This window comes from Streptomyces sp. NPDC058685 (assembly GCF_042714725.1).
Classification (GTDB): Bacteria; Actinomycetota; Actinomycetes; order Streptomycetales; family Streptomycetaceae; genus Streptomyces.
Map to the genome: position 1 here is coordinate 206414 of NZ_JBHXSL010000005.1, position 25328 is coordinate 231741.

The 25328-nt window shown below is 66.9% G+C and carries 24 protein-coding genes; 12 read left to right on the top strand and 12 right to left on the bottom strand.

The features are described from left to right. Positions 1-104: 104 nt before the first annotated feature. The gene (locus tag ACFWU3_RS06850; protein ID WP_384432232.1) at positions 105-785 is read left to right on the top strand and encodes a hypothetical protein; all 681 of its coding nucleotides are present in this window, start codon (positions 105-107) and stop codon (positions 783-785) included. A 126-nt stretch (positions 786-911) separates the two neighbouring features. Then, complete coding sequence (locus ACFWU3_RS06855; protein WP_384432235.1) at positions 912-1397, top strand: VOC family protein; 486 nt, start codon at positions 912-914, stop codon at positions 1395-1397. Positions 1398-1546: 149 nt separating this feature from the next. Here ACFWU3_RS06855 and ACFWU3_RS06860 read toward each other — a convergent pair whose 3' ends face one another. The 5 genes from ACFWU3_RS06860 to ACFWU3_RS06880 form a co-directional block, all read right to left on the bottom strand. Then, the gene (locus ACFWU3_RS06860; protein WP_384432238.1) at positions 1547-2287 is read right to left on the bottom strand and encodes a VOC family protein; all 741 of its coding nucleotides are present in this window, start codon (positions 2285-2287) and stop codon (positions 1547-1549) included. A gap of 132 nt (positions 2288-2419) precedes the next feature. Further along, positions 2420-5014 carry a rifamycin-inactivating phosphotransferase gene (rph, locus tag ACFWU3_RS06865; protein ID WP_384432431.1) on the bottom strand — a complete coding sequence of 865 codons (2595 nt, stop codon included), beginning with the start codon at positions 5012-5014 and terminating at the stop codon, positions 2420-2422. A 658-nt stretch (positions 5015-5672) separates the two neighbouring features. Continuing rightward, a complete protein-coding gene (locus ACFWU3_RS06870) occupies positions 5673-5990 on the bottom strand; it encodes an NIPSNAP family protein (protein WP_384432241.1) in 318 nt (105 codons plus the stop codon). Between the two features lie 186 nt (positions 5991-6176). Further along, a complete protein-coding gene (locus ACFWU3_RS06875) occupies positions 6177-6758 on the bottom strand; it encodes a dihydrofolate reductase family protein (RefSeq protein ID WP_384432244.1) in 582 nt (193 codons plus the stop codon). A gap of 749 nt (positions 6759-7507) precedes the next feature. After that, positions 7508-7900 carry a hypothetical protein gene (locus ACFWU3_RS06880; protein ID WP_384432247.1) on the bottom strand — a complete coding sequence of 131 codons (393 nt, stop codon included), beginning with the start codon at positions 7898-7900 and terminating at the stop codon, positions 7508-7510. Positions 7901-8652: 752 nt separating this feature from the next. Here ACFWU3_RS06880 and ACFWU3_RS06885 point away from each other — a divergent pair. Both ACFWU3_RS06885 and ACFWU3_RS06890 read left to right on the top strand, forming a co-directional pair. Then, on the top strand, positions 8653-9135 hold the full coding sequence (locus ACFWU3_RS06885; RefSeq protein ID WP_384432250.1) for a BTAD domain-containing putative transcriptional regulator: 483 nt from the start codon (positions 8653-8655) through the stop codon (positions 9133-9135). A 672-nt stretch (positions 9136-9807) separates the two neighbouring features. After that, positions 9808-10569: a peptidoglycan-binding protein gene (locus tag ACFWU3_RS06890; protein WP_384432253.1), complete on the top strand. Its 762-nt coding sequence runs from the start codon at positions 9808-9810 to the stop codon at positions 10567-10569. A 462-nt stretch (positions 10570-11031) separates the two neighbouring features. On the opposite strand, the gene ACFWU3_RS06895 is transcribed toward ACFWU3_RS06890, so the two are convergent. Beyond that, positions 11032-12294 carry a DUF6357 family protein gene (locus ACFWU3_RS06895; RefSeq protein ID WP_384432256.1) on the bottom strand — a complete coding sequence of 421 codons (1263 nt, stop codon included), beginning with the start codon at positions 12292-12294 and terminating at the stop codon, positions 11032-11034. 73 nt (positions 12295-12367) lie between these two features. Beyond that, positions 12368-13021 carry a hypothetical protein gene (locus ACFWU3_RS06900; protein WP_384432259.1) on the bottom strand — a complete coding sequence of 218 codons (654 nt, stop codon included), beginning with the start codon at positions 13019-13021 and terminating at the stop codon, positions 12368-12370. Between the two features lie 220 nt (positions 13022-13241). Between ACFWU3_RS06900 and ACFWU3_RS06905 the strand changes: the two genes are divergently transcribed. From ACFWU3_RS06905 to ACFWU3_RS06930, 6 genes are all read left to right on the top strand, one after another. Further along, positions 13242-13646, top strand: coding sequence for an FKBP-type peptidyl-prolyl cis-trans isomerase (locus ACFWU3_RS06905; RefSeq protein WP_384432262.1), 405 nt, complete (start codon positions 13242-13244; stop codon positions 13644-13646). Between the two features lie 339 nt (positions 13647-13985). After that, positions 13986-14819, top strand: coding sequence for a PIG-L family deacetylase (locus ACFWU3_RS06910; RefSeq protein ID WP_384432265.1), 834 nt, complete (start codon positions 13986-13988; stop codon positions 14817-14819). 98 nt (positions 14820-14917) lie between these two features. After that, a complete protein-coding gene (locus tag ACFWU3_RS06915) occupies positions 14918-15577 on the top strand; it encodes an MSMEG_1061 family FMN-dependent PPOX-type flavoprotein (RefSeq protein WP_384432268.1) in 660 nt (219 codons plus the stop codon). Between the two features lie 418 nt (positions 15578-15995). Beyond that, the gene (locus tag ACFWU3_RS06920) at positions 15996-16595 is read left to right on the top strand and encodes a hypothetical protein (RefSeq protein ID WP_384432270.1); all 600 of its coding nucleotides are present in this window, start codon (positions 15996-15998) and stop codon (positions 16593-16595) included. A gap of 155 nt (positions 16596-16750) precedes the next feature. Next, complete coding sequence (locus tag ACFWU3_RS06925; protein ID WP_384432273.1) at positions 16751-17695, top strand: SDR family NAD(P)-dependent oxidoreductase; 945 nt, start codon at positions 16751-16753, stop codon at positions 17693-17695. 107 nt (positions 17696-17802) lie between these two features. Next, complete coding sequence (locus ACFWU3_RS06930) at positions 17803-18645, top strand: tetratricopeptide repeat protein (RefSeq protein WP_384432276.1); 843 nt, start codon at positions 17803-17805, stop codon at positions 18643-18645. A 271-nt stretch (positions 18646-18916) separates the two neighbouring features. On the opposite strand, the gene ACFWU3_RS06935 is transcribed toward ACFWU3_RS06930, so the two are convergent. Next, positions 18917-20095: a PP2C family protein-serine/threonine phosphatase gene (locus ACFWU3_RS06935; protein WP_384432279.1), complete on the bottom strand. Its 1179-nt coding sequence runs from the start codon at positions 20093-20095 to the stop codon at positions 18917-18919. A 523-nt stretch (positions 20096-20618) separates the two neighbouring features. Here ACFWU3_RS06935 and ACFWU3_RS06940 point away from each other — a divergent pair. Beyond that, on the top strand, positions 20619-20987 hold the full coding sequence (locus tag ACFWU3_RS06940) for an STAS domain-containing protein (protein WP_384432282.1): 369 nt from the start codon (positions 20619-20621) through the stop codon (positions 20985-20987). A 223-nt stretch (positions 20988-21210) separates the two neighbouring features. Here ACFWU3_RS06940 and ACFWU3_RS06945 read toward each other — a convergent pair whose 3' ends face one another. From ACFWU3_RS06945 to ACFWU3_RS06960, 4 genes are read right to left on the bottom strand one after another with little or no spacing between them, the layout of a single operon-like run. Further along, positions 21211-21717 (bottom strand): MarR family winged helix-turn-helix transcriptional regulator, encoded by a 507-nt coding sequence (locus ACFWU3_RS06945; RefSeq protein WP_384432285.1) that lies wholly within the window; start codon positions 21715-21717, stop codon positions 21211-21213. 51 nt (positions 21718-21768) lie between these two features. Beyond that, complete coding sequence (locus ACFWU3_RS06950; RefSeq protein ID WP_384432287.1) at positions 21769-22197, bottom strand: STAS domain-containing protein; 429 nt, start codon at positions 22195-22197, stop codon at positions 21769-21771. Then, entirely contained in the window at positions 22194-23288 is a 1095-nt protein-coding gene (locus ACFWU3_RS06955; RefSeq protein WP_384432290.1) for a B12-binding domain-containing protein, read from the bottom strand. Before ACFWU3_RS06955 ends, ACFWU3_RS06950 begins: the two co-directional genes overlap by 4 nt. Continuing rightward, entirely contained in the window at positions 23285-24868 is a 1584-nt protein-coding gene (locus tag ACFWU3_RS06960) for a PP2C family protein-serine/threonine phosphatase (protein WP_384432293.1), read from the bottom strand. Before ACFWU3_RS06960 ends, ACFWU3_RS06955 begins: the two co-directional genes overlap by 4 nt. Before the next feature lie 219 nt (positions 24869-25087). Here ACFWU3_RS06960 and ACFWU3_RS06965 point away from each other — a divergent pair, with 219 nt between their 5' ends. Then, positions 25088-25219, top strand: coding sequence for a hypothetical protein (locus ACFWU3_RS06965; RefSeq protein WP_384432296.1), 132 nt, complete (start codon positions 25088-25090; stop codon positions 25217-25219). The last annotated feature ends 109 nt before the right edge of the window (positions 25220-25328 follow it).

The following is a 25328-nucleotide window of genomic DNA, read 5'->3' on the forward strand; positions in this document are numbered from 1 at the left end:
GCGGGTGGCCACGTACTACGTAGGACGACCTCGTTCGCCAGGTGCCGAGTGCCGGACTGCTTGTGAGCTCGCCGGTTGTCAGAGGCATCCGGTTGGATGAGCCCGTGACTGTCCATGACGTAGCCTGCCGACTTCCCGCCATCGCCGACCTGCGCGACCTGTGTCGCTCACTCGCGATGCTCGACGCGATCCTGAGCCCGGACTGGGACAGCCGGTACTACTCGTTCAACTCCGCGTGGGCCGCGGGCGAGGAGATGGCTTCGATGCGCAACGGGTCGGGAGACGAGTGGTCCATCGTGTTCTCGGCGGCCGGGGTCTACGTCCGCGGCTTCGCGCACGAGTCACCGATGAGCCCCTATGGCCACGATGGCCGGCCCTGGCCGGGAGTGGTCGACGATGTGCCCGCCGTCTTCGAACCCTTCGTCGCGGAGGCTGCCTTCACCGACGAGGACGGTGTGCCGGTCGTGACGGCCTGCTTGTGGCGAGGAGCGACGGATGATCAGTGGCATCACGGCACGATCGACTTCCCGTCGGACCATGCCGACCCCGACGGGACGACCGCGCTGTTCGAGCTCTTGGTCGACCGGTCTCCCGAAGCGTTCCAGCGCTTCGCCGAGGACTACTACGAAGTCTCCGTGGACCTGGGAGCCGTGCGCGACGTCTATGACTTGCGACCGCTGGGTCAGGAACTCGTCTCGTCGTTGAACAGAGAGGTCAGCCTTGCGGCCCTGGCCCAGGACATCTCGGAGATCGGCTATCCGCAGCCCCCGGAGAAGTCGGCCTGACTGCCCCCCCCCACCAGCTCATTCGCGAGAGTCGTGGGGCCTTCGCCGAAGCGGCCGCTTCGGCCGTCACCGTCGGCCGAGCGCGGCGACAGGCGGCGCTCCATCCAGATCCCCTACCGTGACCGCATGGACCAGCGCATCACCCTCGTCACCCTCGGCGTCCGCGACCTCGCCCGTGCCCGGCGCTTCTACGAGGCACTGGGCTGGCGCGGGCAGGAGGTGAGTCAGACCGTCTTCTTCCAGGCCGGCGGCCTCGCCGTGGTCCTGTGGGACCGCGACCTCCTGGCTGCGGACTGCGGGCTGCCCTCCGGACCGTCCACGCCAAAGGGGCCGAACAGCGGCGGGTTCGGCGGCATCGCCCTTGCCCACAACGTTCGTTCGCGTGCCGAGGTGGACGAGGTGCTCGTCGCCGTGGAAGCAGCCGGGGGAACCGTCACCAAGCCCGCCGCCGTCAACGCCATCGGGTTCTACTCCAGTGCCTTCACCGACCCGGACGGGCACGCCTGGGAGGTCGCTCACAACCCGGGCTTCCCCCTCGCCGCGGACGGATCGCTGACTCTGCCCGACTTCGGCGCGGGCCCGAGCGAAACCCGGGAACAGACCGGTCCATGAGGTTCGAGGACGCGCTACTGCGTGCCGGCGCCGCGAGCGCGACGGCCTGTTGCTGCTTCGCCCGGCCGGAACCGGGCACGCCCGTCTGACGCGGCACGGGGTGCGTGAGTCCATAGGGCCCATGCGCAAGCGCGCCGGACAGCTCCGCGTCAGGACGGGGCGAGGACACAGAACTCGTGGCCCTCCGGGTCGGTCAGGCACGTCCACGGGACGTCGCCCTGGCCGAGGTCGAGGTCGGTGGCGCCGAGAGCCCTCAACCGGGCCACCTCCCCTGGCTTGTCGTCACCGGGATACGGCAGAAGGTCGAGATGGATACGGTCCGGCACGGTCTTCACGTCGGGCGTGCGCAGGAAGTCGAGATACGGACCGACGCCCTTGGCCGAACGCAACACCGCACGTTCGTCGGTCACTTCGTGCAGGGTCCACTCCATCGCCGCGCCCCAGAACCGAGCCATGGCCCGCGGTTCCGCGCAGTCGACCACCACACGGGCGATCGGCCCGGTGTCCGCGTAGATCTCCCGGGGCTCCAGGACGCAGAACTCGTTGCCCTCGGGGTCGGCGAGAACCGTCCACGGCACATTGCGCTGACCCACGTCGGCGGGGGTCGCACCGAGTGCCTTCAGGCGGGCGACCAACTCTGCGTGATGGCCGACGGATTTGGTGGCGAGATCGAGGTGCACACGATTCTTTGCCGCTGCCTTGGATTCCGGGACGGGAACGACGTCGAGCCCGAGGACGACCGGGTCCGGCCAGACGAATGCGCCTTCGGGTCCGACGTATGTGGTCACGCCGGGCCGAAACACACTCCAGCCCAGCGCCTCCGCCCAGAACCGGCCGACCGCCGAGCCGTCAAGAGCCTTCATGTTCACGTGAACAGGTCGAAGTGCCATGCCGGCGATCTAAGCACCGGCCGCGCAACGGCATCCACACTGTCGCCATCCAGGTGCAGTCCACCGTGCGCATGGCGGCGGCCGTCGGGGGACCGTCACTCACGAGCTGTGCGCGGGGTCCCCCTGTGGATGTCACGACAGAATTTCGATGTACCCGTCCGTTCCGTGCACGCGAATCCGCTGCCCGTCCTTGATCAGCCGGGTGGCCCGCTCCACGCCCACGACCGCCGGCAAGCCGTACTCCCGGGCGATCACCGCACCATGGGTCATCAGGCCGCCGACCTCCGTCACCAGGCCGGCGACTGCGACGAACAGCGGCGACCAGCTGGGGTCCGTGAAGGCCGTGACCAGGATGTCGCCTGCTTCGAGATCGGCCTCCCCCATGTCGACGATCACACGCGCCCTCCCCTCGATGGTCCCGGCGGAGACGGGCAGGCCGACCAGGGCACCGGCCGGGACGTCGTCGCGCCGGTACGCCCCGGTGAGGGCCTCGCCGTCCGAGGTGAGCACTCGGGGCGGTGTGAGCGCGTGATACGAACGGAACGCCTCCTTGCGCCGCTCGACAAGCAGGGCATCCACCTGGTTCGAGCGCGCGACGTCGTGGAGTTCCTGGAACGTGAGGTAGAAGACGTCCTCCTTCTCAGGAAGAACGCCGGCCTCGACGAGGCGCTCGGCCTCCGCCAACAGGGCCCGCTTGTAGACGAAGTAGCGGCTGATGATGCCGTACTTCGGGTACTCCCGGTACCCGATGAAGGTGCGGACCCGGTCGATCATCCGCTTGGTCTCATCGGCCTTCCCGTCCCCGTCCGGCAGAGCCCTCAGCCGCGACAGCACCTCCCGTTCCTTCTCCACCGCCTTGCGCCGTCCTTGCTCGAAGCGCCGTTCGGCGGCGCCCGGTTCGAAGTTCCTGACGTTGTCGAGAATCACCGGCACGAGCGTGGTCGGGCGCTCGCGCCAGCGTGGCCTCGTGATGTCGATCTCGCCGACGCAGCGCATGCCGTACCGGTCGAGGTAGGCCTCGATGGCGTCGCGCGCTTCGGTCCCGCCGGGGAGCTTCGCCAGCTCGTCCAGGAAGCTCTCGTCCTGGACTCCCTGGAGGAACGCCACCACCTCCGGATGCGGGCGGATCACGTCCGCGACGTCGAGCAGCGCGAGTCCCATCTCCGACGTGACGTTGTCGGGGGCGGAGAGCGTCAGCGTGTCGGCCACGTTCTTCTCGCCCAGCCACTCCTGCAGCTTGTCGTTGAGCCACCATGTGGCCTCCATGCCCGCCATGATCACCTGGAGGCTCAGCGGATCGCCGAGGACCCGCTTGTGTTCCTCGAAGGCTTCCAGCAGGAAGTCGAACATCGCCGGTCCCGACTTCGTCCCGATGTCGCGCTCGAGGGCGGCGATCGACTCCTGACTGCGTTCGATCAGCTCGGCGACGATGGCCGGATCGGTCTCGATCGGCGCGGGCGCACCGCCGGCCGGTGGCCCGCCGGGGACCGCCTCCGGGAGCGACGGGACGAAATCGTCTCGGTCGAGGATCGTCTCCAGAGCGTCCCTGACCAGTGGATCGCCCTTCCCCAGGACGTCCAGGAGGCCGGCGCGGCTCGCGGGCGAGGCCAGACGCGGGGTGACGTCGACGAAGAGCCTCCCGCCTGCCTCGTGCATCGGCACCATGGCCGTCAGCTGCCACATGGAGTACCCCAGGGGCTTCATGGGGTCGGTCATCATCTGCCCGTGGCCGACGGAGACGTAGACATGATTGTCCTGGTCGCCGGTCTCCGGGATGGGGAACAGCGTCGTGATCGGCCGGCTCTGAACGATCTGGAAGCCGTCGTCGACCAGGCACCATTCGATGTCCTGCGGGGAGCCGAAGTGGGCTTCGATCCGTCGCCCGAGCCGCACGAGCCGTACGACCTGCGCATCCGTCAGCGCCGGCTGATCCTCTCGCTGCGCGTCGATGGACACTTCCCGCGTTCCGCCGGCGGGCAGTGCCTGAATGGCACGCTGTTTGGCGGCGATCGTCTTGGCGACGACTTCGCCGTCCCGCACCGTGAAGACGTCGGGGTTCACCAGTCCGGAGACCAGTGCCTCGCCGAGGCCGAAGCCGGCGTCCACGGTGGCGGCCTTCCGGTTGCCCGTGACGGGGTCGGCCGTGAACAGGATGCCGGACGCCTGCGGGAGGACCATCCGCTGCACGACCACGGCCATGTGGACCGTGCGGTGGTCGATGCCGTTTCGTCGGCGGTAGGTCACGGCCCGCTCGGTGAACAGCGACGCCCAGCACCGGCTGACGTGCTGAAGGATCGCTGCCGGTCCCAGGACGTTCAGGTAGGTGTCCTGCTGGCCGGCGAAGGAAGCCGTCGGCAGGTCCTCTGCCGTCGCGCTGGACCGGACGGCGTACGCGACCTGCTCGCCGACCTCGGCGAGCGCGCGGGTGATCGCCTCCGCCACTTCACCCGGGATGGCAATCTCTTCGATCGTCCGGCGGATGTCCGCGCTGAGCGTGCGGATCGCCTCCCGGTCGTCCGGGTTGACGCGGGACAACTGATCCAGCAGACCGCCGATCGACGGCGCATCCGCCATGACCCGCCGGAAGGCGTCCGTCGTCACGCAGAAGCCGCCGGGCACGCGGATGTCGTCGATACGGGAGAGCTCGCCCAGGTGCGCGCCCTTGCCGCCGACGAGCGCGACATGTGTCTCGTCAACCTCGCGAAGGTCCACGACGTACTGCTCCATCACTGCGATACCTCCGAGGCGGGCGTGCTCCGTTGTGCTGCGGTGGCCGGTCGAATCACCGGCGCCTCCCACTCTGTCGAACCTCTTGTCGTGCATGTCCTCATCCCTGCTTGCCTTTTCCCAGACGCGTCGGCCGACCGCTCCACCCATTCGGGGGACGCGCACCCCCACACCTGCGCGTCGAGCGCCCGCAACTGCGTTGCCGGTCCCACCACTGGTTCGACGTCACTCCGTCCCCGCTCAAGCACATCGACAACAACCCCCACGTCGTGACCCCGTTTCCGCACGTTGTGGCATCGGCCGATGATTCTGCGCCGTGACCCGGGCCTTGTGGCAAGCCCCCCAGTGCGCTATAAGTTGAGAGTGGCAAGGAGAGGGCTTTCCTTGCCTTTCTTCTTTTGCCGTCCCATGGAACCGGCAAGCGCCTCGCTGAGGCGACGGCGCGTCCCGCGCAGATACCTAACGTCGGGCCGCAGGCGGATGTCGCACGCGTCTACGGACGCGACCGAGAACGAGGAACGTCAGCTGGACGGCGCTCCGCGACGACGCCTACGCGAGGGCCGACGGAGCGTCGAAGCCGGAAGAGGTATGCGCGGCGCTTCATGTGACGGTCGGTGCTCTGGGTGAGGACATATGTGGCCGGCTGACGCGGGCCTGGCTAGTTGGGAGGGGTGGGGAGCAGTGGGCGCATGAAGCTTCGGTCGTAGCGCAGTACGCATCCACTCTCATCCCTGATGCGGTCCGCGTCGATGAACTCGGGATCCTCACCGAACAGCGCTCGATACTCCTCGTACGCCGCGAGGCTGGGGAAGCTGAACAAGGCGATCGCCTTGTCACTGGCACCCTCTGCGGGCAGGAAGTAGCCGTGGTGCGTGCCACCGTGCTGGTCAACCAGCTCCATCCAGCGGCGCCCGAAAGTCTCGAACGACTCAATTTTCGCCGGATCGATCACATACTCCACCACGCAAGTAATCATCCCGCGAGGTTAGCCCGGCTGGATGCAACGGGTGCCGGCACGGCGCGCGCATCATCTTGAGTTGAGCTTGCCGCAGGTGAGGCACCGGGGCGCTTCGGCATCGGCTGCCCGTGAGACAGCGATGCGCAAACACAGGCGGAGGCCCGATCTTGTCTCACCGCTTCTTCGCGTACCCGCTCAGGTCGGTCAACGGCGCACCCGATAGCGCAGGTGAAGCACCCGGTTGCCCTGAATCACCACGTCGGGATCCTCCAACAGGTGCTGCGCGTCGACCGACCCGAAGTAGCGCTTGCCGGACCCGAACACCACGGGTACGACGTCCATGCGCACCTCGTCGACCAGACCCGCGGCAAGCACCTGGCCACCGACGTCGCCGGCTGCGACCTCGACCATGCGGTCACCCGCAAGGTCTTGCGCCTTGGCCACGGCTGCCTCGACGCCGTCGACGAAGTGGAACGGCGCCTCGGGGTCCCACCCCTCGGGCTGCGGCCGGTGCGTCACGACGACCACGTGGTCGATCCCGCCCGGAGGCTTCCCGTCCCAGCCGTCCGTCAGGTCGAAGACGTGGCGGCCGACGACTGTCACCCCGATCTGGTCCCAGTACGGCCGGGTGTAATCGTAGGAGGTCTGCGACACCCTCAGCTCGCCGCTCTCGTCCAACGGGACGTCACCGCTGGACAACCAGTCGAACAGCGGTCCGGGCTGGTCGTTCTCGTCCGCGACGAAGCCGTCCACCGACACCGAGCTGTACATGACCACCTTGCCCACGGGGCTCTCCTCTGCTCTGGGGTGCCCCAAATTAGCGGGCCGCGCCGACACTGCCCGTCTGGCGGACCAGGCGCACGCGCCGGCGGTCAGCATTAACGAGCAGGCCGGCTTTCCCTTGCTGTACGGAGCCCGTACGTCGTACGGATCGGCCGCGCCGGCCGTACCACCGCCAGCTGGCAGATCTGCTCCAGCGGTCACGTCAGGGAGCGCGTACGGGGGATGTCCCAAAGGATCTGCGGCTGAACAATGCCTGATCAAGCTCGGGGTCACGTTCTCGCTGATACGGGAGCGGGCCGTTGCCAGGTGCTGGAACTCGGGGGCGGGCACCGGCTTCAGCACCGGACTGTTGTCCGCGCTGGTCGGCGACGACGCGGTCACGACCATCGAGCTCGATGCGGCACTCGCGACCCAGGCGGAACGGAACCTGAAAGCCTGCGGATACCCGCCCACAATCCTGCACGGGCCGCTGCCGGCTGCGCCGGTGCGGGGGGCTGCCCATTTCGCCGTCGTGACCGCAATTGCCTACGGCTTCGTGCGGGGCGTCTTGGGCGGACTCACAGGTGCATCTACCGCAGTCTTGCCACTTGCCCATAGGACCCGCAGTCTGCCGCACCACGGAAGGAGTTACTGACTGCTTTGGGATTATGTCACATGCCCCAGAGCCAGTAGGCGATGACATGGGGCGGCACGGTGCCGCGGCTAGCCCCGAAAGGCCAGGTCGCGGCACCGAGGGACAGGCAGGTCGACATTCAGGTGTGGAAGCCGATGCCGAACGGCAGGCTGATGCCCCACCTAATCGTGGCATCCCTTTCGGTCTCAGGGACATCCGCCGCGGGCGTGAAGTCCTTCACGAACGACCGAGACCGCTCAGGCACTGCGGAGGAATTCAGCCACTTCAGGTCTCCCTGGAGGCCGGTGCAATGGTTCCAGAACGAAGCGAACATTCGGTCCGTGTCGTCCACGGCCTCTCGCGGCACGCCTTGACGGTCCGCCAGGTACCGAACTTCTTCCCTGAACGTGCTCGGGTCCTTGAGCTTGTCCAGGATTTGAACCAGCAGGTCCTTGACTCCGTTGTTCACGATGTCGCAGACCTTCTGATACTCATCGGCTTCTGTTGCTGCTCGTGGGGGTGCAGTAACCATTTTGCGTTCCTTTCTCTCTGACTCCCAATCAGGATCACTCCGCTTTTGGGGACTTCGCAGAGCCGGGAGGCTGGGGTGTCCAGTGAAGCTCATTTGCGACCGATCGGCATCCGGAGATGCACGGGTTCGCGGTTGGGTTCAATTGTGCGAAGCAGTGGATGCATAGGGGACCTTGCCCGTGTCGCAATACTGCGACGCGAGGAGATCACCAAGATTGGGAAGGTGCACCCGTCTGTCGTGCGCGGAAATTCAATCTTTGGGTCGGTGAAGATCTCGTTGGGTCGCAAAAGGTCCTACAGCTCCGAGTGGATCTGCATCTGCGGCCCCTCACCAATCACTCGGTCGCTCTGATACTCCTCCGCGCACATCGCATCCGTGTGCCCCGCATCGTTCAGGGTGCGTCCCGCTCACATCTCTCATCCGTCCCTGCGACGTTGATGCAGGCCAGAAGGGTGTATCCGGGACCCCGGCAGATGCGAACAGCAGGTGCGTGGAGCACGTGCCGGTTGCACAGTGGTGATGTGTCGAGGAATGACGCGTGTCTCGAACTGCTGAGGCCCTTCGAAGTCACGAACGCCGGCTGTCGCATCTCCCTCCCCTTGGGAGCTCAGCGCCTGCTGGCGTTTCTTGCGTTGCAAAACGGCGATGCTCACCGAGCCGCTGCCGCAGAACGACTCTGGCCCGACTGCACCCCCTTCCGGGCGGCAGCCAATCTCCGATCCGCCCTATGCCAAGGCCGGCGCCTGGGCTGCGTGACCGCGATCGAATCGGTGGGACCGAGCCTGCTGCTCTCGCCCGCGGTTCACGTCGATTTGCATCGTGTCCGGGCGTCAGCCAGTCAGGTGGTTGAAGCGGGACAACCGTTGCCCACCGACGGGGCAGGCCTCGTCAGGGACTTGAGCCGGGAGTTGTTACCTGGTTGGGCAGACGAATGGTTGATCTGGGAACGAGATCGCTGGGACCAGATGCGTGTCTACGCCCTCGAAGGCCTGGCCCAGCAGTTTCAGGCGACGGAGCAGTTCCTGCCCGCGCTCCAGGCAGCCCTCGCAGCCATGACCGTGGATCCCATACGGGAGACCGCGCATCGCATCGTGATAGAGGTGCATCTCGCGGAGGGCAATGTCGCCAGCGCGCTGAAGCGCTACCGCGACTATCGGGCCTTCCTGCGCCGTGAGCTCAACGTTGGGCCATCGCAGCAAATGACTCAGCTCGTGCAGGACCTGATGCCCAAATAGGTGTTGCGTCACAGCATCTGCGGAAAGGCAATCTTGCGTGTCGGCGGCTGATCCGGGGACGGACACCGGCGACAGTTGATTCGCGGCAGCCTGATGGGCAGATGTTGGCAGCCGAACCCGCCTGCCCTTCGTTAGGACATCGTGCTCGTGCTGCTCGATGAGTAAAGTCATCAACGCTCCTCCCTCCGGGGCCGCGCCGGAGGCGCAGACTGGCCCTTGTCTCGTCCACGCCTGGTCTTCGACCAACGGAAGATCTCCCCGAACGAGGCGGTCGAGCTTCGAGTTCAGCCTCCTCCAGGATCTTCGAAGGCGAGCAACACGCGGGCCGAGGTTGCTGCGCGGATTTCCGGCATGCCGCACACCGGCCAGAAGCGGAGCGCCCGAAGACACCCGCATCGCCGTGAGTTGAACTGGCCCGCAGACCCGCCGACAGGAACTTGGTCACCGCGGGTGGCGCTCCAAAGACGCTTCACTCACACATCGGCGACAAAGCCTCAACGTCCCGGAGACGGCCTCAGAACGTCCTTGGGTAAGACTCCACGCTATTGACGTTCCGCCGCCTCTCTGACGGGCGATTGAATCCTTCTACATCCGCCGTGGATCGCATCAATTGAGGAGAAGCGCGAAATCCACTCAGGCCTGACATCATTCCTCAGGAGCACGGAGAGACTCATGTACTCGAAAATATTTGAAGACATGGAAGCCGGCGAGGCGGTAAGCATCCTCGCGATTGCTCATGTGTTCTACACGGACAGAATGCGAACTGGGGGAAGCATCTCCTGGACCAACAAGAACCCGGGCAACATCGTGCGATCCAGTGAAGCGGAAAGCTACGGCGCATATCCGGGGAAATACAACTACCTGTTCGCCATCTTCCCTAGCGAAGAGGCAGGGTTCCAGGCCATCCGCAAATTCCTGCGACATCCCAACCGTCGCACTAAGACGATCCTGGAGATGATGAAAATTTATGCGCCTAGCGGGCATGGAGCGAACACCCCAGAGAAATACGCTCAGGCAATAGTCGACGCCCTCGGGGGAGGGGTGACTACGAGCACGCGAATCGAGGATTTGAGCGATGGACAAATCACGAAATTCGCTGAGAAGATCAGGCAAGTAGAGGGGTGGACAACGGGGCTGGACTTCGACATGGATGACCTGCCGGGGTATATGCGCGAGTGGCTGGAAAAGCATCCCACTCCGGCAGAGCGTGCTGCGGCCGACCAGCCTTTTGCTAAGGTAGGCGCACCCAAGGCGGAGGGGATCAAGAACATCCAGAGGCACCTCAATGATTTCGGGTGGACACCCGCCCTGGTCGTGGATGGAATATTCGGTGCAAAAACCGATGCTGCTGTGAGGCATTTCCAACAAAGGAACGGCCTTGCGGCAGACGGAATCGTGGGCAACAAGACCTGGAGAAAGCTGACCGGCGTCTGAGCTCCGCAAGGCCCTCGGCGGCAGATGCATGGCTCCAGGGCCTCAGTACAGGGCTATCGTGTCGACGACGATGGCGGGGCCTTCCATGTGGGCATCGACGTCCTCATTCGGCAGTGTTATGCCGTGTTGTTCGGTTCAACACCTGTCGCACTTCTGCCAGGCGGGCGTTTGCTAGCGCCGTCACGGCGCGTCTCAGCGTCCACTCCCAGCCTGGCAGTGGCCACTCTTCGGCCGGCCCGGGCGGTGTGGGACTCCGGAACCTGCGAGAGCAACGAAACGGAGATGGGCGGGAGTTCGTTGCGCAGACACCTCGCGAGATCGGCGGTGCCACATCGCGAGACCGGCCGAACTGGTACGGGTGCGCTGTTCGGCGCCGACGACGAGGTCACCGTCATGCGACCGCCCCGTCCCCCCGATCTTCGCAAGTTCTTCCGACGGCGCGGGCGCGGGCTCCCGCTGGGACTACCGGGCGTCGCGCCGCCGACGCGCGCGCTCGAACTCGGCGACATCCGACATCCAGGGACCGTGCTGTTCGAGTGCGGCGCAGCCGCCGCGGACGAAGGCGCTCACCAGGTTCCGGTACCCGCCGATCCCGTCGACCAGGCTGTACTCGACCCGGTACTCCGGATCCGACCCGCCTTCACCCTCGCGCAGCGTCGTGATCCGGGCGATGGAGTCCGCGTAGAAGTGGAGCTGGATCCCTTCGCCCATCTCCTCGTCCTCGATGGTGAACACTTCGTTGTCCCCGGCAGAACGATCGCCGACGAACTCCCAGAACTCCGCGGCGGCGGTGCGGGAACTCTCCCGTAGCCACTTCTTCTCGGCGCCCTTGTCGTCGGTGAACGACAGGACCGTCTTCCTCGCACCCCCGCCGAAGTCGACGCGGTGGCCGGCAGCCTCCTCGTCATCCTCCATAGGTGTGCTCCTGGAGCGGTCCGCGGCCTCCGAGCACATCAGGAAGCTCACGGTACGCACCGCGTCATCGACGAGCTCAGGGTGTGCACGGCGCACGGCCGCTTCGACCGTCGTCTCCATCCGACCCCAGTCGCGCCTGTCCGTGGCGCGGTTTCCCCGTCGTGGATCGCGGCTGATCCGCATCCCGGCGCACGCCTGCTCCGCAGTGGCGATCACCCGCACGACCTCGGGGAGCAGAGCGGGGTCGACGGCATCCGGCAGCCGCCTCGGAACCGTCGCGCCGTGCACATACTGGCCCGTGTACCTCAGGATCGCGGCGTCGAGCGGACCGAGTACTGCTCCGCGCTCGGCGCGACGGCGGTCCGCTCGGTACTCCTGAGCTCGTCTCCCGTTCGACGTCTCTGTCGCCGCGCGCATCGCCGCGCATACCCGACCGCGCTCAAGGAGACCTGTGTCGGCCCCATGGGCGATGAGCCGGCTCCTGTCCCACCGAATGCGCTGGAAGAGCGCGTCGACGTCTGCGGGCGCGGCAAGCAGGATCGGGTCCAGGAGCGCGACGGCAGCGTTCTCGTCGAGCCGGCCCCGGGTTCCGGCGTCGTCGCACAACGGAAGGACCGCACTCCACAGCAGCAGGTGTCTGGCCAGGTCCTCCCGGATCACCGCAAGGTGGGCTTCGCCGATCGAGAACGTGAACGTGCGAGGCTCGTGATTGGCGTCGGCCCCGGCAGCGAGCATCAGTTTCAGCTCGCCGCCTTCGCGGATCACGTTCGGGATCCAGCCGCTCATGCGCGTGAAGACGGTGTCTCTCATGGACTCAGTGTTTCCCGGAACGGCGCCGGTCTGGCATCACGGTGATGCGGCAGCCCCACCCCGCACCCTGTGTTCACGACCACCGTGCACATTCGGCGTCGAGGCGTGGGTCGGTGCGCACCCAGACTTCGCCCCCGGCGGCCTCGGCCGGGGCGTCGACTCGTTCGATACCGAGGAACTCGATCAACTTGAGCAGTTCGGCTCGTTCGGCTCTGTCGTCGTCGACATCATGCGAGTCGAAGAAGATGTAGTACTGGTCGCTCGGGTCCACGTAGCCCGAATCTGCCCAGATCCGAGCGATCTCTTCGATCGCCGCTGCTTCCGTCGTGATCGTGGCGGCGCGGGCGGCGCCGCGAGTCTCCGGTGACGCGTCGAGGTCGGCGAGGTCGGGAAACCACTGGCCGAAGCGGTCGAGGCCGGCATATCCGTTCTCGAAGAACAGCATCGCGCTCGGAAGGTAGCGATTGGCCCGGTCGACCTGGAGGTATTCCGACCGGGGCTGGTCCGCGTCCTTGATCCGGGAGATCACCCCTTGCCCGGGCATGAGTACCAAACTCTGCCCCGACGGTTCATCGTTGATGGTGTAGGTGTCAGCATCTCGATCACGGAAGAACGCAGAGAACGCTACGTAGGCTTCCTGAGGGTCGCCCACGGAGACCTGTTGGTCGTTGCCATCACCGACAGCGAAGACGAACTGTTTCGGTCCGGGGTTGTAGGCGCGAGCCATATGCGTCCTTCGTTCACGTTGGCAGCTCCACCAGCGTAGTCCAGCCAGATCGGACGGACCTGCCGTTCATCGCCGACGAACAGCCAGGAAAGCCGGCAGCTGGCAGGTGGTGCACCTCGGAGCATGCGCGTTGCCGGTAGCGTGATCGCCTGCCGCATGGAATATCCATGCGTCCGGCCTGCCCGTGCGAGGGATTCCGGTAGCGAGCGATGGGACCGTGATGAGCGAACCGACGAAGCCCAGAATCGTGGTTCCGGAGGGTGACGCGCCCACCGAGCTGACGATCCGGGACCTCGTGGTCGGGGACGGACCAGAGGCGCTGCCGGGCACTGTCGTCCAGGTTCACTATGTAGGGGTCACGTTCGCATCCGGAAGGGAATTCGACTCCTCCTGGGAGCGGGATCGACCGTTCAAGTTCGCCGTGGGCGGTGGCAGGGTCATCAAGGGCTGGGACCGGGGAGTGAGGGGAATGAAGGTCGGCGGCCGGCGCCAGATCATCGTTCCCCCACGTCTGGGTTACGGCAGGCAGTCACCCTCCGCATTGATCCCGGCGGGCTCGACGCTGATCTTCGTGGTGGACCTGCTCACCGTCGTGGGCGGGCCCCCGAAGCGAGCCTCGGCTTGACCAGCTCGGCCTGATGACCGACCTCTCCATCGGAACCCGCATCGGGCAAATGCGAGCAGGGCCAGACAATGTCCGACCAGCGGCCGGCGCACGGGACGACCCGATGCAGCTCGCGTACGCAACTCCTTCGCGTCGAACGCCGACGACTGGAAGGCCAAGCCACCGCGGCGGGAACATCCGGTCCGGCCGCCACGGTTGTATCGATCGAGGAACCGGCGCCGCACGGGCGGGGGACACGGAGACCACACGGCCGTCCGCCCCACCAGGATCCGGGCCCCAGATCGCGGTACGCCCGCCGCGCACTCGGACCAAGACGTATTTCCGCAGGAGGACAGTTTCATGGCTGACCGGCCCTTGACGCTCATGGCAGTGCACGCCCACCCCGACGACGAGGCCACCGGAACCGGAGGGGTTCTCGCGCGGTACGCGGCGGAAGGAATCCGCACGGTTCTCGTGACGTGTACCGACGGCGGTTGCGGTGACGGACCGGGCGGGGTCAAGCCGGGCGCTCCCGGGCACGATCCGGCGGCGGTCGCCTCGATGCGTCGTCAAGAACTTGAGGAGAGCTGCAACGTCCTGAAGGTCAGCGATCTGGAGATGCTGGACTATGCCGACTCCGGGATGACGGGCTGGCCGAGCAACGACGCCCCCGGATCCTTCTGGCAGACCTCCGTGCAGGAAGGCGCGGCCCGACTCGCGGAACTCATGCGGCACTACCGACCTGATGTGGTCGTCACCTACGACGAGAACGGCTTCTACGGCCACCCCGACCACATCCAGGCCCACCGCATCACCATGGCGGCGCTGGAGATGACCGCGCTGACACCGAAGGTGTACTGGACCACGATGCCTCGCTCGATGATGCGGCGGTTCGGCGAGATCATGCGCGAGTTCGGTGAAGAGATGCCGGAGCCGGATCCTGCCGAGGCCGCCGCGATGGCCGAGATCGGCCTCCCCGACGATGAGATCACCACGTGGGTGGACACCACCGCGTTCAGCGGTCAGAAGTTCGACTCGTTGGCCGCGCACGCCAGTCAGGGCGAGAACATCTTCTTCCTCAAGATGGGCAAAGAGAGGTTCAGCGAGTTGATGGGTATGGAGACCTTCGTACGTGTCCAGGACGCCACCGGCGCGGCCGTACCCGAGAACGATCTCTTCGCCGGACTGCGCTGATCCGCCCATCCCGGCGGCCGGGAACCATCGACCGCAGGGCGCGATCGAGCCGGTCGCCCACCCCGGAGGTTCGCAGGCCGGCCCATTAGGGTCGGGGCATGACGCCACCCTTTGCCAGCAGCGCCTTCGACTCGCTCCGCCTCGACGCCGTGCCCGACCAGGAGACGCTGCGTCGGGCCTACGAACTCCCCAAGGCCGCGGCATTGCGTAAGCAGATGGATGAACTCACCGATCAGACCCGACGGTTGATCGGCTGCTCATCGCTGGTCCTGGTCGCCAGTACGGACGCCGAGGGCAACTGTGACGTCTCCCCGCGCGGCGGTCCCGCCGGGTTCGTCGCCGTCCTGGACTCACGGACGGTGGCGATACCGGACGCGACCGGCAACAAGCGTCTGGACTCCCTGCAGAACGTCGTCGCCACCGGACGGGCCGGGCTGCTGTTCGTCATCCCGGGGCGCACCACGACGCTCAGGGTGAACGGCCGGGCCTGCGTCTCCACCCGCCCGGACCTGCTGTCGCAACTGACCGCCGTGGGAAAGCCGCCGGCCAGCGCGCTGGTGGTGGGGATCGAGGAAGTCTACCCGCACTGCCCCAAGTCGCTTCTGCGCAGCGGGGCCTGGAAGCCGGAGCAGTGGCTGCCGGCAGACGCCCAGCCGACTTCGGCCGAGGTGACGCTGGCCCAGCTCCGGATGCCGGAGCTGACGATCGCCGGCATCGAGCAGGCGGAGGCGGATTCGCTGAAGTATCGGTACGAGTAGCGGGCGACCTGCGCTTGCTGAACCACCAGCTCGCCCCGAGATCGATCGACAACACCCGCGGTGCCACGATCGCCTCGGCGGCAGCGCCGGCAAAGAGGGCACCGAGTTCTCGCCGGTCGAGCTGCTGCCGGCTGCGCTCGACGGCTGCACGGCCGTGGACGTCGCCACCGATGCCTCTCCCGGAGCCCAGGCGCAACCGGCAACATCTTCCGACCGGTTGCGCACCCCCGCCGTCGAGACATTCACCGACACCTTCGGCAGGGCACTTCCTCCAGAGCCCACGCAATCCCACAGGGGCTCACCCCGCGCCGTCCTCACCTTCCGGGTTCCCACCCCGCTCCACCATCCGCCCATTTACGGCTTCCCTGGCGTGGGCATGATTGACGCTGAGGACATTGGCGACACATGGGGGCGGCTCATGTTCGACGGCATCAGGATCCACAACAGACTGAGAACGATCACCCAGGCATGGTTCTGGGAGGACATGTTCGACGCGGTGTCCGACTACATACGGTCCCGCTCATCGTGGGTGGTGGTGGGCAATGCGGGCACATTCCTCAGCGCCCTCGCCGGGTTGGTGTACTACTGGTCGCGCCCGTTCTCCTTCGCGGGCTATGCCGTCGTCCAACTCGCCTGCCTGGTCTGCCAGGCGGTCGCTCTGATCCCGGTTGCGTGGCCGGGACATGCGGCGACGCTACGAAGGATCGCTGATTTCTCCGATCTCCACCAATCCGTGACGGTGGCTACCGTCTGCGGTTCGTGGATCTTTGGCGTGTTCCCGGGTGCGAGCCTGCTCGTCTTCTTCGATGTGGACGTGAACAGCCCGCTGTGGGCCGCGGTGTTCTTCTCAGGGATGGCCCTCATGATGGCCTGTTTGGCAGGCCTGATCACCGCGACGGTCGTCTCCGACAAGGTGAGGACGCAGCTCCGCGAAGCGTCCAGGCCGCCGAGCGTGTCCGACTCGGGGGACAGTGGAGACAGCGCCGACGTGGACTCGGGCGGCTTCGACAGCGACTGAGCGGCGGCACTGAGCAGCAACGCCTTTCGACCGCCGAGAAGCTCAAGGAACTCGGTGAGCTGAAGACCCAAGGGGTGCTGACCGAAGAGGAACTCAACGAACAGAAGCGCAAGATCCTCGGCTGACGGACGGGGCGGCCGGCATCCTCCACGCCCATGCCGGACCCTGAGTGCGAACCAGCCAAGATCACACCCGAACGCCGCGCGATCGGCTCCGAGTGCTACAACCTCAAGGGCGAGAAGAAGTTCTCGTCGTCGCGGTATGTGCCTACGGATCAGCCTCGACGCAAACCTTCAAGCCATGACTCTGAAAGCGGCGTTCACTTGACCACGGTTCTCATCACTGGTGCCAGCTCAGGCATCGGCGCGGCGTTCGCTCGCCGCTTCGCGGCCCAAGGCTGCGATCTCGTCCTGGTCGCCCGCGACAAGGCGCGTCTCGAAAGCGCCGCCGACGCCTTGCGGGTGGAGTTCGAAGTCTCTGTCGAAGTCCTGGTTGCAGACCTCCTCGATCCCGCGGAGTGCCGAAGGGTGTCGGACCGTGTGGCTTCGGAGGACGTGCCCGTCGACGTTCTGGTGAACAACGCCGGTTTCGGACTGGCAACCCCCTTCCCGTACAGCTCCCTGGAGGACGAGGAGCGGATGCTGGAACTCCTGGTCCACGTACCCCTGCGGCTCAGTCACGCCGCCGCCCTGGGGATGCGGACGCGAAGGAGGGGGGCCATCCTGAACATTTCCTCTGTGGCCGGTCTGCTGCCCACCGGGACGTACGGGGCCGCAAAAGCGTGGGTCACGGCGTTCAGTGAGTCTCTACGCATTGACATGGAGCCATTCGGGGTCCGTGTGCTCGCTGTCTGCCCGGGCTTCACACGCACGGAGTTCCAGGAACGGGCACGGATGGATGTGAGCGCCCTGCCGTCGTCAGCATGGCTGGAAGCAGACGCGGTGGTGAAGCAGGCGTTGAAGGACCTGGACCACAAACGGCCTGTCAGCATCACTGGTTGGCGGTACAAGGCGTTTGCCGTCGCTGCACGTCACCTGCCACGCGCTGTCGTGGCCAAGAGGATGGCCCGCACCCGAAGGCCCCCGGCGTCGACCACCTGAGGGACCGAACCGCCGGTTCGGTCCAGGATGTTGCCGCTTCGATCTGGCAGGCCGAAGCTCTCCTCCCCCACTCGATGCCGACTGACCGGTTTCACGTAGCCTCGCGCATGATGAAGCTCAGAAGAAGCGTGTCGGGCCGCTCGTGGCCCGGGTGGTCGAGCAGTAGCGTGTCCCGTTCGCAGCAGGTGGTTCTCGACCGCGTCCAGGACCTGTTGCAGGCGGGCCAGTACGAGGATGCCGAGGCCGAGGCTCGTGCCGCCGCGGCGCGACGCGGCCGCAAGAGCCTCATGTGGGTGTGTCTCACCAAGGCCACGGCCCTGGCAGCCGGCATCGCTCACGGCCGCGGGGCGGAGTTGGAGGCCGAACTCGACGCCTTGATCGCGGAGTTGGACCAGGCAGAGGGCGCCGACAGAAGTCTGCTGCTGGCTGTCCGGGCAATCCGCGCGGTATTGCACGTCGACCAGGGGCAGTATGCGCAGGCAGAGGCCGAGGCGCGGCACATCCTGCGCGGAGCGAACCGTCTCGCGCACCTCACCGAGGTGTGGGACGTCGAGCTGTCGGCTTTGGACAGCCTGGCAGCTGCGCTGTGCGGGCAGGGCCGCTACGAGGAAGCCGAGGCCATAGCCCGCGGCAACATATCCCGGGCGGAGGGACACCGCGCGGCCGGGTTTCAGTGTGCCTTGGTGCGCAGCTTGAACGGGCAGGGCCGTTTTGAAGAGGCCCTGGCCGAGACCCTTCAGATCAAGCAGGATCGGCCCCGCTCCTGCAGCGGAAGTCAGGACATGGTCACCGCCACAACCCTTCACGGTCTGGGTCGACGCACCGAGGCGGAAGCCACAGCCCGTCACGCGCTGAGCGCCTGCGAGCAGTTCCTGCACCCCCATCACCCCCGCGTCCAACAGGCCCGCACGCTGCTGGCCCGCATGACCGCCGAAGACCCACTCCTGTGACGAGGGGCCCACACGATCTTGCCCCGCGAAGGACCGCGCCCGTACGACGTTGGAACTCGCCCCGCTCAACCGCGGGATCGACACTCGGCGCGGGAGGCAAGTCCGCAGGGAGAAGAAGACTGCGTCGGTCGCCGGGAGCCGCAGATTCACGGAGGCTGCTCGCACGACTCTCCAACACGAGGCGACGGACGAGCCCCGCGCTCTGACCTGGAAGTCTGTGGACGGTCCGGACCGGGAATCCTGGGAGAGGAACTCCCCCGGACTCCGTGGATCAGTGCGCCTCCGACGAGCTACGGCCGAACCAGTCGAGACACACGACCAAGGCATCATCGTCCGCGTCGGCGTCGCGGTACGCCGTCAGTTCTTGCAGCACCGCTCGAGGGACTGCGGCAGCAGGCAGGAAGCTGACCGCCTGAATGGCTCGGGCAAGCGCACGCTCGCCGTAGCTCTCCCCCGCTTTCGAGACGGCGCCGTAGACGCCGTCGCTGACGAAGACCAAGCGGTCGCCGGGCAGGGCCTGGAACTCCTGCGCCTCGTAGGAGGACTCGTCGAACATCCCCAGCGGGAGCTGTGCGTTGAAATCCACGCGCTCCACGACCTTGTCGCGGTAGCGCCAGAGCTGTGGGGATCCGGCGTCGACCACCTGCACCCGTCCCGTGGCCAGTTCACAGGACAGCAGCAGGGTCGAGACGTATTGCTCACCGCGATACTGGGCGTAGATCGCCTGATCGGCGAGCGCAGCCTGATCGGCGATGGCGATGCCGGCCCTGCGGGCGTTGCGGAGGGCGTTGACCGCCAGATTCGTCAGCAGTGAGGCCTGGATTCCCTCGCCCATTCCATTGGTGATGGTGAGAGTGAGGGTGTCGGCCGTGGTGGCCCAGTCGAAATTGTCGCCGTGGATGTCGTACGCGGGCTCCAACTGAGCCCCGATGGCGTATTCCCGGCGCGCGCAGGCACGGGCGGGTAGAAGTTGCCATTGCATCTCCGCCGCCAGGGTGAGCCGCTGGCTTCGGCGGGCCTGCAGGTAGAGATCGGTGTCGCGTTCCGCCACGATGATTTCATGCCCCAAGAACTCGGCGAGACCTGTCATTTCGTCCACCGCTTGAGGGGTGCATCTGTGTTCGGGAAGGCGGACGGTCAGGATGCCGAGTCTGTCGCCGCGTACGGTCACCGGCAGATGCAGGTCGACCGCGCCGCCCTGAGCGATGTACTGGCCGTACGGCTCCTGGCTGCCGAAGGCACGGCCCTCTGGACTGGTCTGTACGGACAGGGGCTGGGCCGTGTGCGGAAGGGCGGTCACCGGCTGAAGAACGGTGAGGCTGTAGTCAGCCATCAGCAGGTTGACCTCGGTGGCATCGAAGCGCTCGATCAACGCGGCGCGCACCGTGTCAAGGAGTTCGTTGGGCGCTCCTGTGCGGACAGCGCGCTCAACGGCCTGAAAGTCTGTCACGCTGGGCGCCTTTTCTTCGGAAGCGGTCAGAAGGCGGGGTGGCACGCGGCCGTGGAGCGTGGCTCCTGCAATCCGGCTCAAAGGAATGCGGAGAGTTCACACCTGCATGAAACACCATGACCCACCAAGAACGTTGTCATACGACAACTATCAACTCTATCCTGCACGGAGCACCGCGCGGCGCAATCGGCCGGTCACCGTAGCGGCCGATCCACATGTGGGTGATCGCCGAGGCGGGCGCGAGACCGCAAGTGAAGGCCCGCCCCAAGCCAACGACCCCACCCCTGCAACGACGCGAGTCCCGGCTCCCGCCGCGGTCGGCTCAGCTGCCCGCACCGAAGCCGACCGCGCCTCCAGGGTGACTCGGCCTACGGAACTTCGTTATCCCTCACGTCGGCGCCCCGACCGGGGCGCGGATTCAGGCGTCGACTGCCTTCCTGGAGACCACTGGGCGGGTAGCGGACGACGACACCGCACTGCTCCCCTACCAATCCGCGAACCCGCCCGGCTACGAATTGTCGAGATGAGCAAGCTGAAGATCGCCGCGCGCGACGCGGCCACCGGTCCCGTAGTCGAGATCACCGGCGACCTCGACTACGACACCGCGCACGAACTGCGCGCCTTCATCACCACCCTGGTCCTGCACCCGGGGCAACGGCTGGTCCTGGACCTCGCCCACCTGGAGCTCTGCGACTCCAGCGGCATAGGCGCCCTGATCGTCGCGCGCAACCACGCACAAGCGGCGCAGGCCGGCGTCGCCCTGGCCGCCGTCCCCGGCAACACGCTGCGCGTCCTGCGGATCCTCGGGCTCGAACAGGTCTTTGCCATTCACCCCGACACTCGTACCGCCACCCGCGGGGACGTGCCTCCCCTCATGCGCCGTAGCGGGTGAACCCTGCTGGGGACGACCGGGAGCCCGGCAACAGTGACCGGGTGAGGCGGCCTCGATGAGGAAAGCCCGCGGAATCATCAGCGTCGGGCACCGCAAAGGCGGCGAAGACCATGTCGCCGAGCGCCGACGGGCCCGTCAGCCCTACGAGCCTGGCTTCTCGCACACTCCACTGCGCCGAATCCGGACGTCGCACGGCCCGGGCCGGCCGGACTCCTGCACGGATTCAGGCCGCGCTGTGGGCACCGGATCTCTCGTGCTCCTCGCCGGCGGCGGTGGTGAGCTGATGCCGAAGTTCTGCCAGTCCTATGGCCAGGGCACGGCGTTCGACGGAGGGCATGTTGTGGATGGCCCGGTGAAGCATGCTCTTGCGCTGCTCACGGATGCGTTCCAGGTGCCTCTTGCCCGCGGTGGTCAGTCGCAGGGTGATCTCGCGTCCACTGTCGGGGCACGGCAGCCGTTCGAGGAAGCCAGTGGCCTGTAGACGGTCGCACATGCGGGAGACGTTCGGAGGCGAGGCGGCAAGCAGTTTGCACACCGCCCGCATCCGGATGCCGTCCTGTCGCTCGACGACGTACATCAGGCGCAGCTGTGAGGCCGAGGCCGGGGTGGTGGCATCGGCAGTGGAGTCCTGGACGCGCCCCCACATCACGTCGAGGAGTTCGGCGATGCCACTGGCGCTCTGGGCCGCCTCGTCGCAGATCCTGCTGGGGATGGCGTCTGGTGCGGGCATGGCTCCCCGTCGGTGGGTGCTTCTGCCCGGTGATCGGCCGGGCAGTGGCTCTCAGGTGGTGCTGTCGGGTCCGGTGGGGCGGGCCGCTCGCGCTTCCCTCTCGACCACGGGAAGCGCAGACTCCTCGTGCGACATCGCGGCTCCGGTGGGGGACATCACAGTGAAGTACTCAAGCGTACCGGTGACGTCGAGGAGCCGGTTCAGCTTCTCGGGCCGGTCCTCCAAGTGGAGGCGCACCCCTGCTGCGGCGGTGCGTCTGCCGATCATCAGCAGGACGGACAGCCCCATGGAGTCGACCGTGCCGATACCCGCGCAGTGCAGATGCAAGTCCGTCAGCTGCGGGCGGGCGGAGAGCTGCGCGGTGGCCTCGTCCAGCAGCAGGTCGGCGTTGTCGTAGTCGAGATTCCCGCTGATCTCTATGCGGACTCTGTCCTCGGCATCGACAGTGGTCAGGTGCAGGGCGGGGGGCAGCGTGGTCATGCGGGCTTTCCAGTGGTGGTCTGAGGTGCGGTGGTGAGTGCTTCAACGCCGCGCTGCAGGATGCGGGCCGCCCGCGGGAAGTCCTTGAGCTCACGGGCGAAGAGGTTCAGAGCAGGCGGCAGGGACTGCGCGGGCACGCCCCGTGCGACAAGAATCTGCGCGGTCCAGGTGATGAACCAGGTGAAGAGCTTTTCGTCACCGAGGTAGAGGGCGGTCGCGAGGAACTCCACGATGTGCGCGAGGTCTTCGGCCGTACGCTCGCGCTGGATGTCGTCGTAGACGCGCATGGCGGGGAACGCGTCCTCCAGCGCGTGGAAGACGGTTCGCACCAGATTGTCGCTGTTGCGGGTGACCATCGTGTATTCCTGGTCGGCCAGGTGCGGCAGGTCGTCCATCTGCTGGTGGTCGACCTGCGGGCGGGGCAGCGGCCCCTCGGCGAGCCGGTCGGCCGCGGTACGGGCGTCCGGCGCCCATGCCTCGGCCCCCAGCAACCGCCCGTACCGGCCGTCCGGTCCGAACGCGGCGCCGCCGACCAGGACGGGCACGCCCACGGCCTGGCAGGCCGTGATCGCCGCGTGCGCGGTGGGCAGCCTCGTTGCGATCGAGCTGGACAGCGCGACCGCATCGGCTTTGGTGGTGTGCAGGTGAGAGATCAGGTGCGGGGCGGGGACCTGCGCGCCGAGGTAGTCGACCTGCCATCCACGCAGCTTCAGCACTTCCGCCACCAGCCGGGCCGGCAGTGCATGCCACTCGCCGTCCACGCACGCAACGGTGATCCGGCCCAGGGTGGGGGTCCTTCGGGCGGCCGGGTGGAGGGCGAGCGCGGCAACGGCCCGTTCGTTGATGGACGTCGCCGCATGCTCCTGCGCAACGCTGATCCGGTTCGCGGCCCACTCCTCGCCGACCTTGCCCTGCACCGCCGCGATCACGTCCAGGAGCACGCTCTCCGGTTCCAGGCCGTCGTCGAGGGCGCGCAGGACGACCTCGGTGGCGGCGTACTCGTCTCCGGCCGCCACGCCGTTCCACAACTGATCGGCCAACTGTGCGAACTCGGCGCTGCATCGGAGGCGAGGTGGTGTGCTCGTGCTCATGCGGTGTACCTGCCCCGAGTACGGCCATCCACCGCACTCAAATGGTGGGTACGTGGTGCAGAGATCGCGACGACGGCCATGTCGTCATGCCGACGGTTGCCGAGCCACTGGGACGCGAGCATCTGAATGTGCTCCACGATGCCCTCGGAAGGCATTCCGGCGCACCCGGCGAGGGCGCGCTTGAGACGTTCCTCTCCGAACTGGGTGTCGCCCAGCGGACCGCCATGGGCCTCGGTGATGCCGTCGGTGTACAGAATGCAGGACTCCCCCGGCGCGAGGGTGATCGTCGCGGTGTTGGCGGGAACGGTCGGCATGACCCCCACCAGCCGCCCGCAGGTGTCAGCCTCCTCCACGGTCCCGTCCACGCGGATGACCAGCGGTTTCGCATGTCCGGCGCTGGTCAGCCCGAGCTCGACGTTGCTGCCCCGGCGGACGGCGGAAGCCAGAACCAGCGTCGCGAACCGTGTGTTGTGGGAGTTCAGCAGCGCGGTGTTCAGCAGCGTCAGCATGCGCTGGTGGTCGTCGGCCATGGGCAGCAGAGCGTGCAAGGTGTTGCGGATCTTGCCGGTGAGGACGGCGGCCTCCAGGCCCTTGCCGCATACGTCTCCGAGCGTGACGAGCGAGGCTTCCCCTTCGACGGTGGCGGGGTACACGTCGTAGAAGTCCCCGCCGATCCGTTCATGGTCGGCCGATGGGCGATAGCTGCCGGCGAAGTCCACCCCGGCGATCTGGTGCAGGGTCGGGGGCAGCAGCTCCCGCATCAGCACCTCGGTGATCGCCGTCTGCTCCGCGTACAAGCGGGCAGCTGACATGGCAGCCCCCGAACGCGCCGCGAAGAGTCGGGCGAAGACCTCTTCCTCGTCGGTGAACGAGGCACTGTCCGCCTTGCGAAGCAGCACCAAGGCACCGGCAGGGACGCCGTGCCCGGGTAGCGGGGTGATCACTATCGAGCCGATGGGCCCGAAACCGTCCGGGATCATCCACGCCGGGGCAGAAGACGGGTCGATCCACCGTGAGGGCACCGGCGGGAATCCCCGCAGCGCCTCGCCGAGACCGGGGACGTCGTCCGGGTCCACCGTTTCCTGTGACGTGGTGGGGGTGCCACCGCGCAGGCAGGTCACCACCGGCAGCCGGTAGCCCCGAGCGGGCGCGATGGCCAGGGCGGCATCCGCGAGGTTCTCCGCGGCCATCTGCGCGGTCACGTCCATGCAGCGTCCCAGGTTGAGGGAGGACAGCAGCGTGCTGGACGCCTTCGCGAGAAACGCGGTCCGTTCCCTCTCGATCAGGAGTGCGTCACGGGCGAGCTGGTGGTCGGTGTCATCGACCAGCCACCAGGCAACCGTGCCGTCGGCGCGCGCGCTGGGGTGCGCCTCGAAACGGCGTCCGTCGATCGCACCGGAGAGCGGTGTGTCAGCGTCATGGGCGGCAGTGGCGCCGGTCGGACGCATCGCCCGGTGGGCCGCGACCAGCCAGGCCGGGGCCACGTCCGCAAGGGGCGTACCGGGGAGGGCCGCGGGCAGCAGTACCTGTGCGGCGTCGTTGCGCTGCACGACGGTGCCTGTCCGATCAGCGACCAGCACGGCGTACGGGGCACGGCCCCACGGAAAGTCCGGCTCCGTGTCTGCGACGGTCTGCGCTTGAGTGGACACCAAATATCGAGGACCCGCTGGGCGAATCCCTCACCTCACCAACTCGTACGGAAACGTTGCCTTCCGGCAACCATCCCGCACGGGACACCCTCCTGACAACTCAGCACCTACCCACCCCACCATCCGCACATATGTGAAGGTGGGGTGCCCGTGCGGCTCGCCACATTGGACCCCGGGTTCGACTCCGCCCCGGACGAGCGCGTGGACGCGGACGTGGCAGCCGACGAACCGATCCAGGCGGACCGGTCGAGCGACGCCCTGCCGTTCAGCGGGGTCGGGTAACCGGCGGTCCAGCCTTTCCGCGGGGTCCTCCGGCCATGGCACCCGCGCACAACGGGCCCGTACCGCACGCCATTCCAGGTGACCGGTAGCGTGATCACCGGAAGCGACC

Coding starts and splice junctions, on each gene's coding strand:
- ACFWU3_RS06880 (WP_384432247.1), bottom strand. CDS start 7,900: ATGGTTACTGCACCCCCACGAGCAGCAACAGAAGCCGATGAGTATCAG.
- ACFWU3_RS06955 (WP_384432290.1), bottom strand. CDS start 23,288: ATGAGCACGAGCACACCACCTCGCCTCCGATGCAGCGCCGAGTTCGCA.
- ACFWU3_RS06950 (WP_384432287.1), bottom strand. CDS start 22,197: ATGACCACGCTGCCCCCCGCCCTGCACCTGACCACTGTCGATGCCGAG.
- ACFWU3_RS06855 (WP_384432235.1), top strand. CDS start 912: ATGGACCAGCGCATCACCCTCGTCACCCTCGGCGTCCGCGACCTCGCC.
- ACFWU3_RS06860 (WP_384432238.1), bottom strand. CDS start 2,287: ATGGCACTTCGACCTGTTCACGTGAACATGAAGGCTCTTGACGGCTCG.
- ACFWU3_RS06945 (WP_384432285.1), bottom strand. CDS start 21,717: ATGCCCGCACCAGACGCCATCCCCAGCAGGATCTGCGACGAGGCGGCC.
- ACFWU3_RS06890 (WP_384432253.1), top strand. CDS start 9,808: ATGTACTCGAAAATATTTGAAGACATGGAAGCCGGCGAGGCGGTAAGC.
- ACFWU3_RS06905 (WP_384432262.1), top strand. CDS start 13,242: ATGAGCGAACCGACGAAGCCCAGAATCGTGGTTCCGGAGGGTGACGCG.
- rph (WP_384432431.1), bottom strand. CDS start 5,014: ATGGAGCAGTACGTCGTGGACCTTCGCGAGGTTGACGAGACACATGTC.
- ACFWU3_RS06915 (WP_384432268.1), top strand. CDS start 14,918: ATGACGCCACCCTTTGCCAGCAGCGCCTTCGACTCGCTCCGCCTCGAC.
- ACFWU3_RS06900 (WP_384432259.1), bottom strand. CDS start 13,021: ATGGCTCGCGCCTACAACCCCGGACCGAAACAGTTCGTCTTCGCTGTC.
- ACFWU3_RS06895 (WP_384432256.1), bottom strand. CDS start 12,294: ATGAGAGACACCGTCTTCACGCGCATGAGCGGCTGGATCCCGAACGTG.
- ACFWU3_RS06920 (WP_384432270.1), top strand. CDS start 15,996: ATGTTCGACGGCATCAGGATCCACAACAGACTGAGAACGATCACCCAG.
- ACFWU3_RS06930 (WP_384432276.1), top strand. CDS start 17,803: ATGATGAAGCTCAGAAGAAGCGTGTCGGGCCGCTCGTGGCCCGGGTGG.
- ACFWU3_RS06925 (WP_384432273.1), top strand. CDS start 16,751: ATGCCGGACCCTGAGTGCGAACCAGCCAAGATCACACCCGAACGCCGC.
- ACFWU3_RS06910 (WP_384432265.1), top strand. CDS start 13,986: ATGGCTGACCGGCCCTTGACGCTCATGGCAGTGCACGCCCACCCCGAC.
- ACFWU3_RS06870 (WP_384432241.1), bottom strand. CDS start 5,990: ATGATTACTTGCGTGGTGGAGTATGTGATCGATCCGGCGAAAATTGAG.
- ACFWU3_RS06940 (WP_384432282.1), top strand. CDS start 20,619: ATGAGCAAGCTGAAGATCGCCGCGCGCGACGCGGCCACCGGTCCCGTA.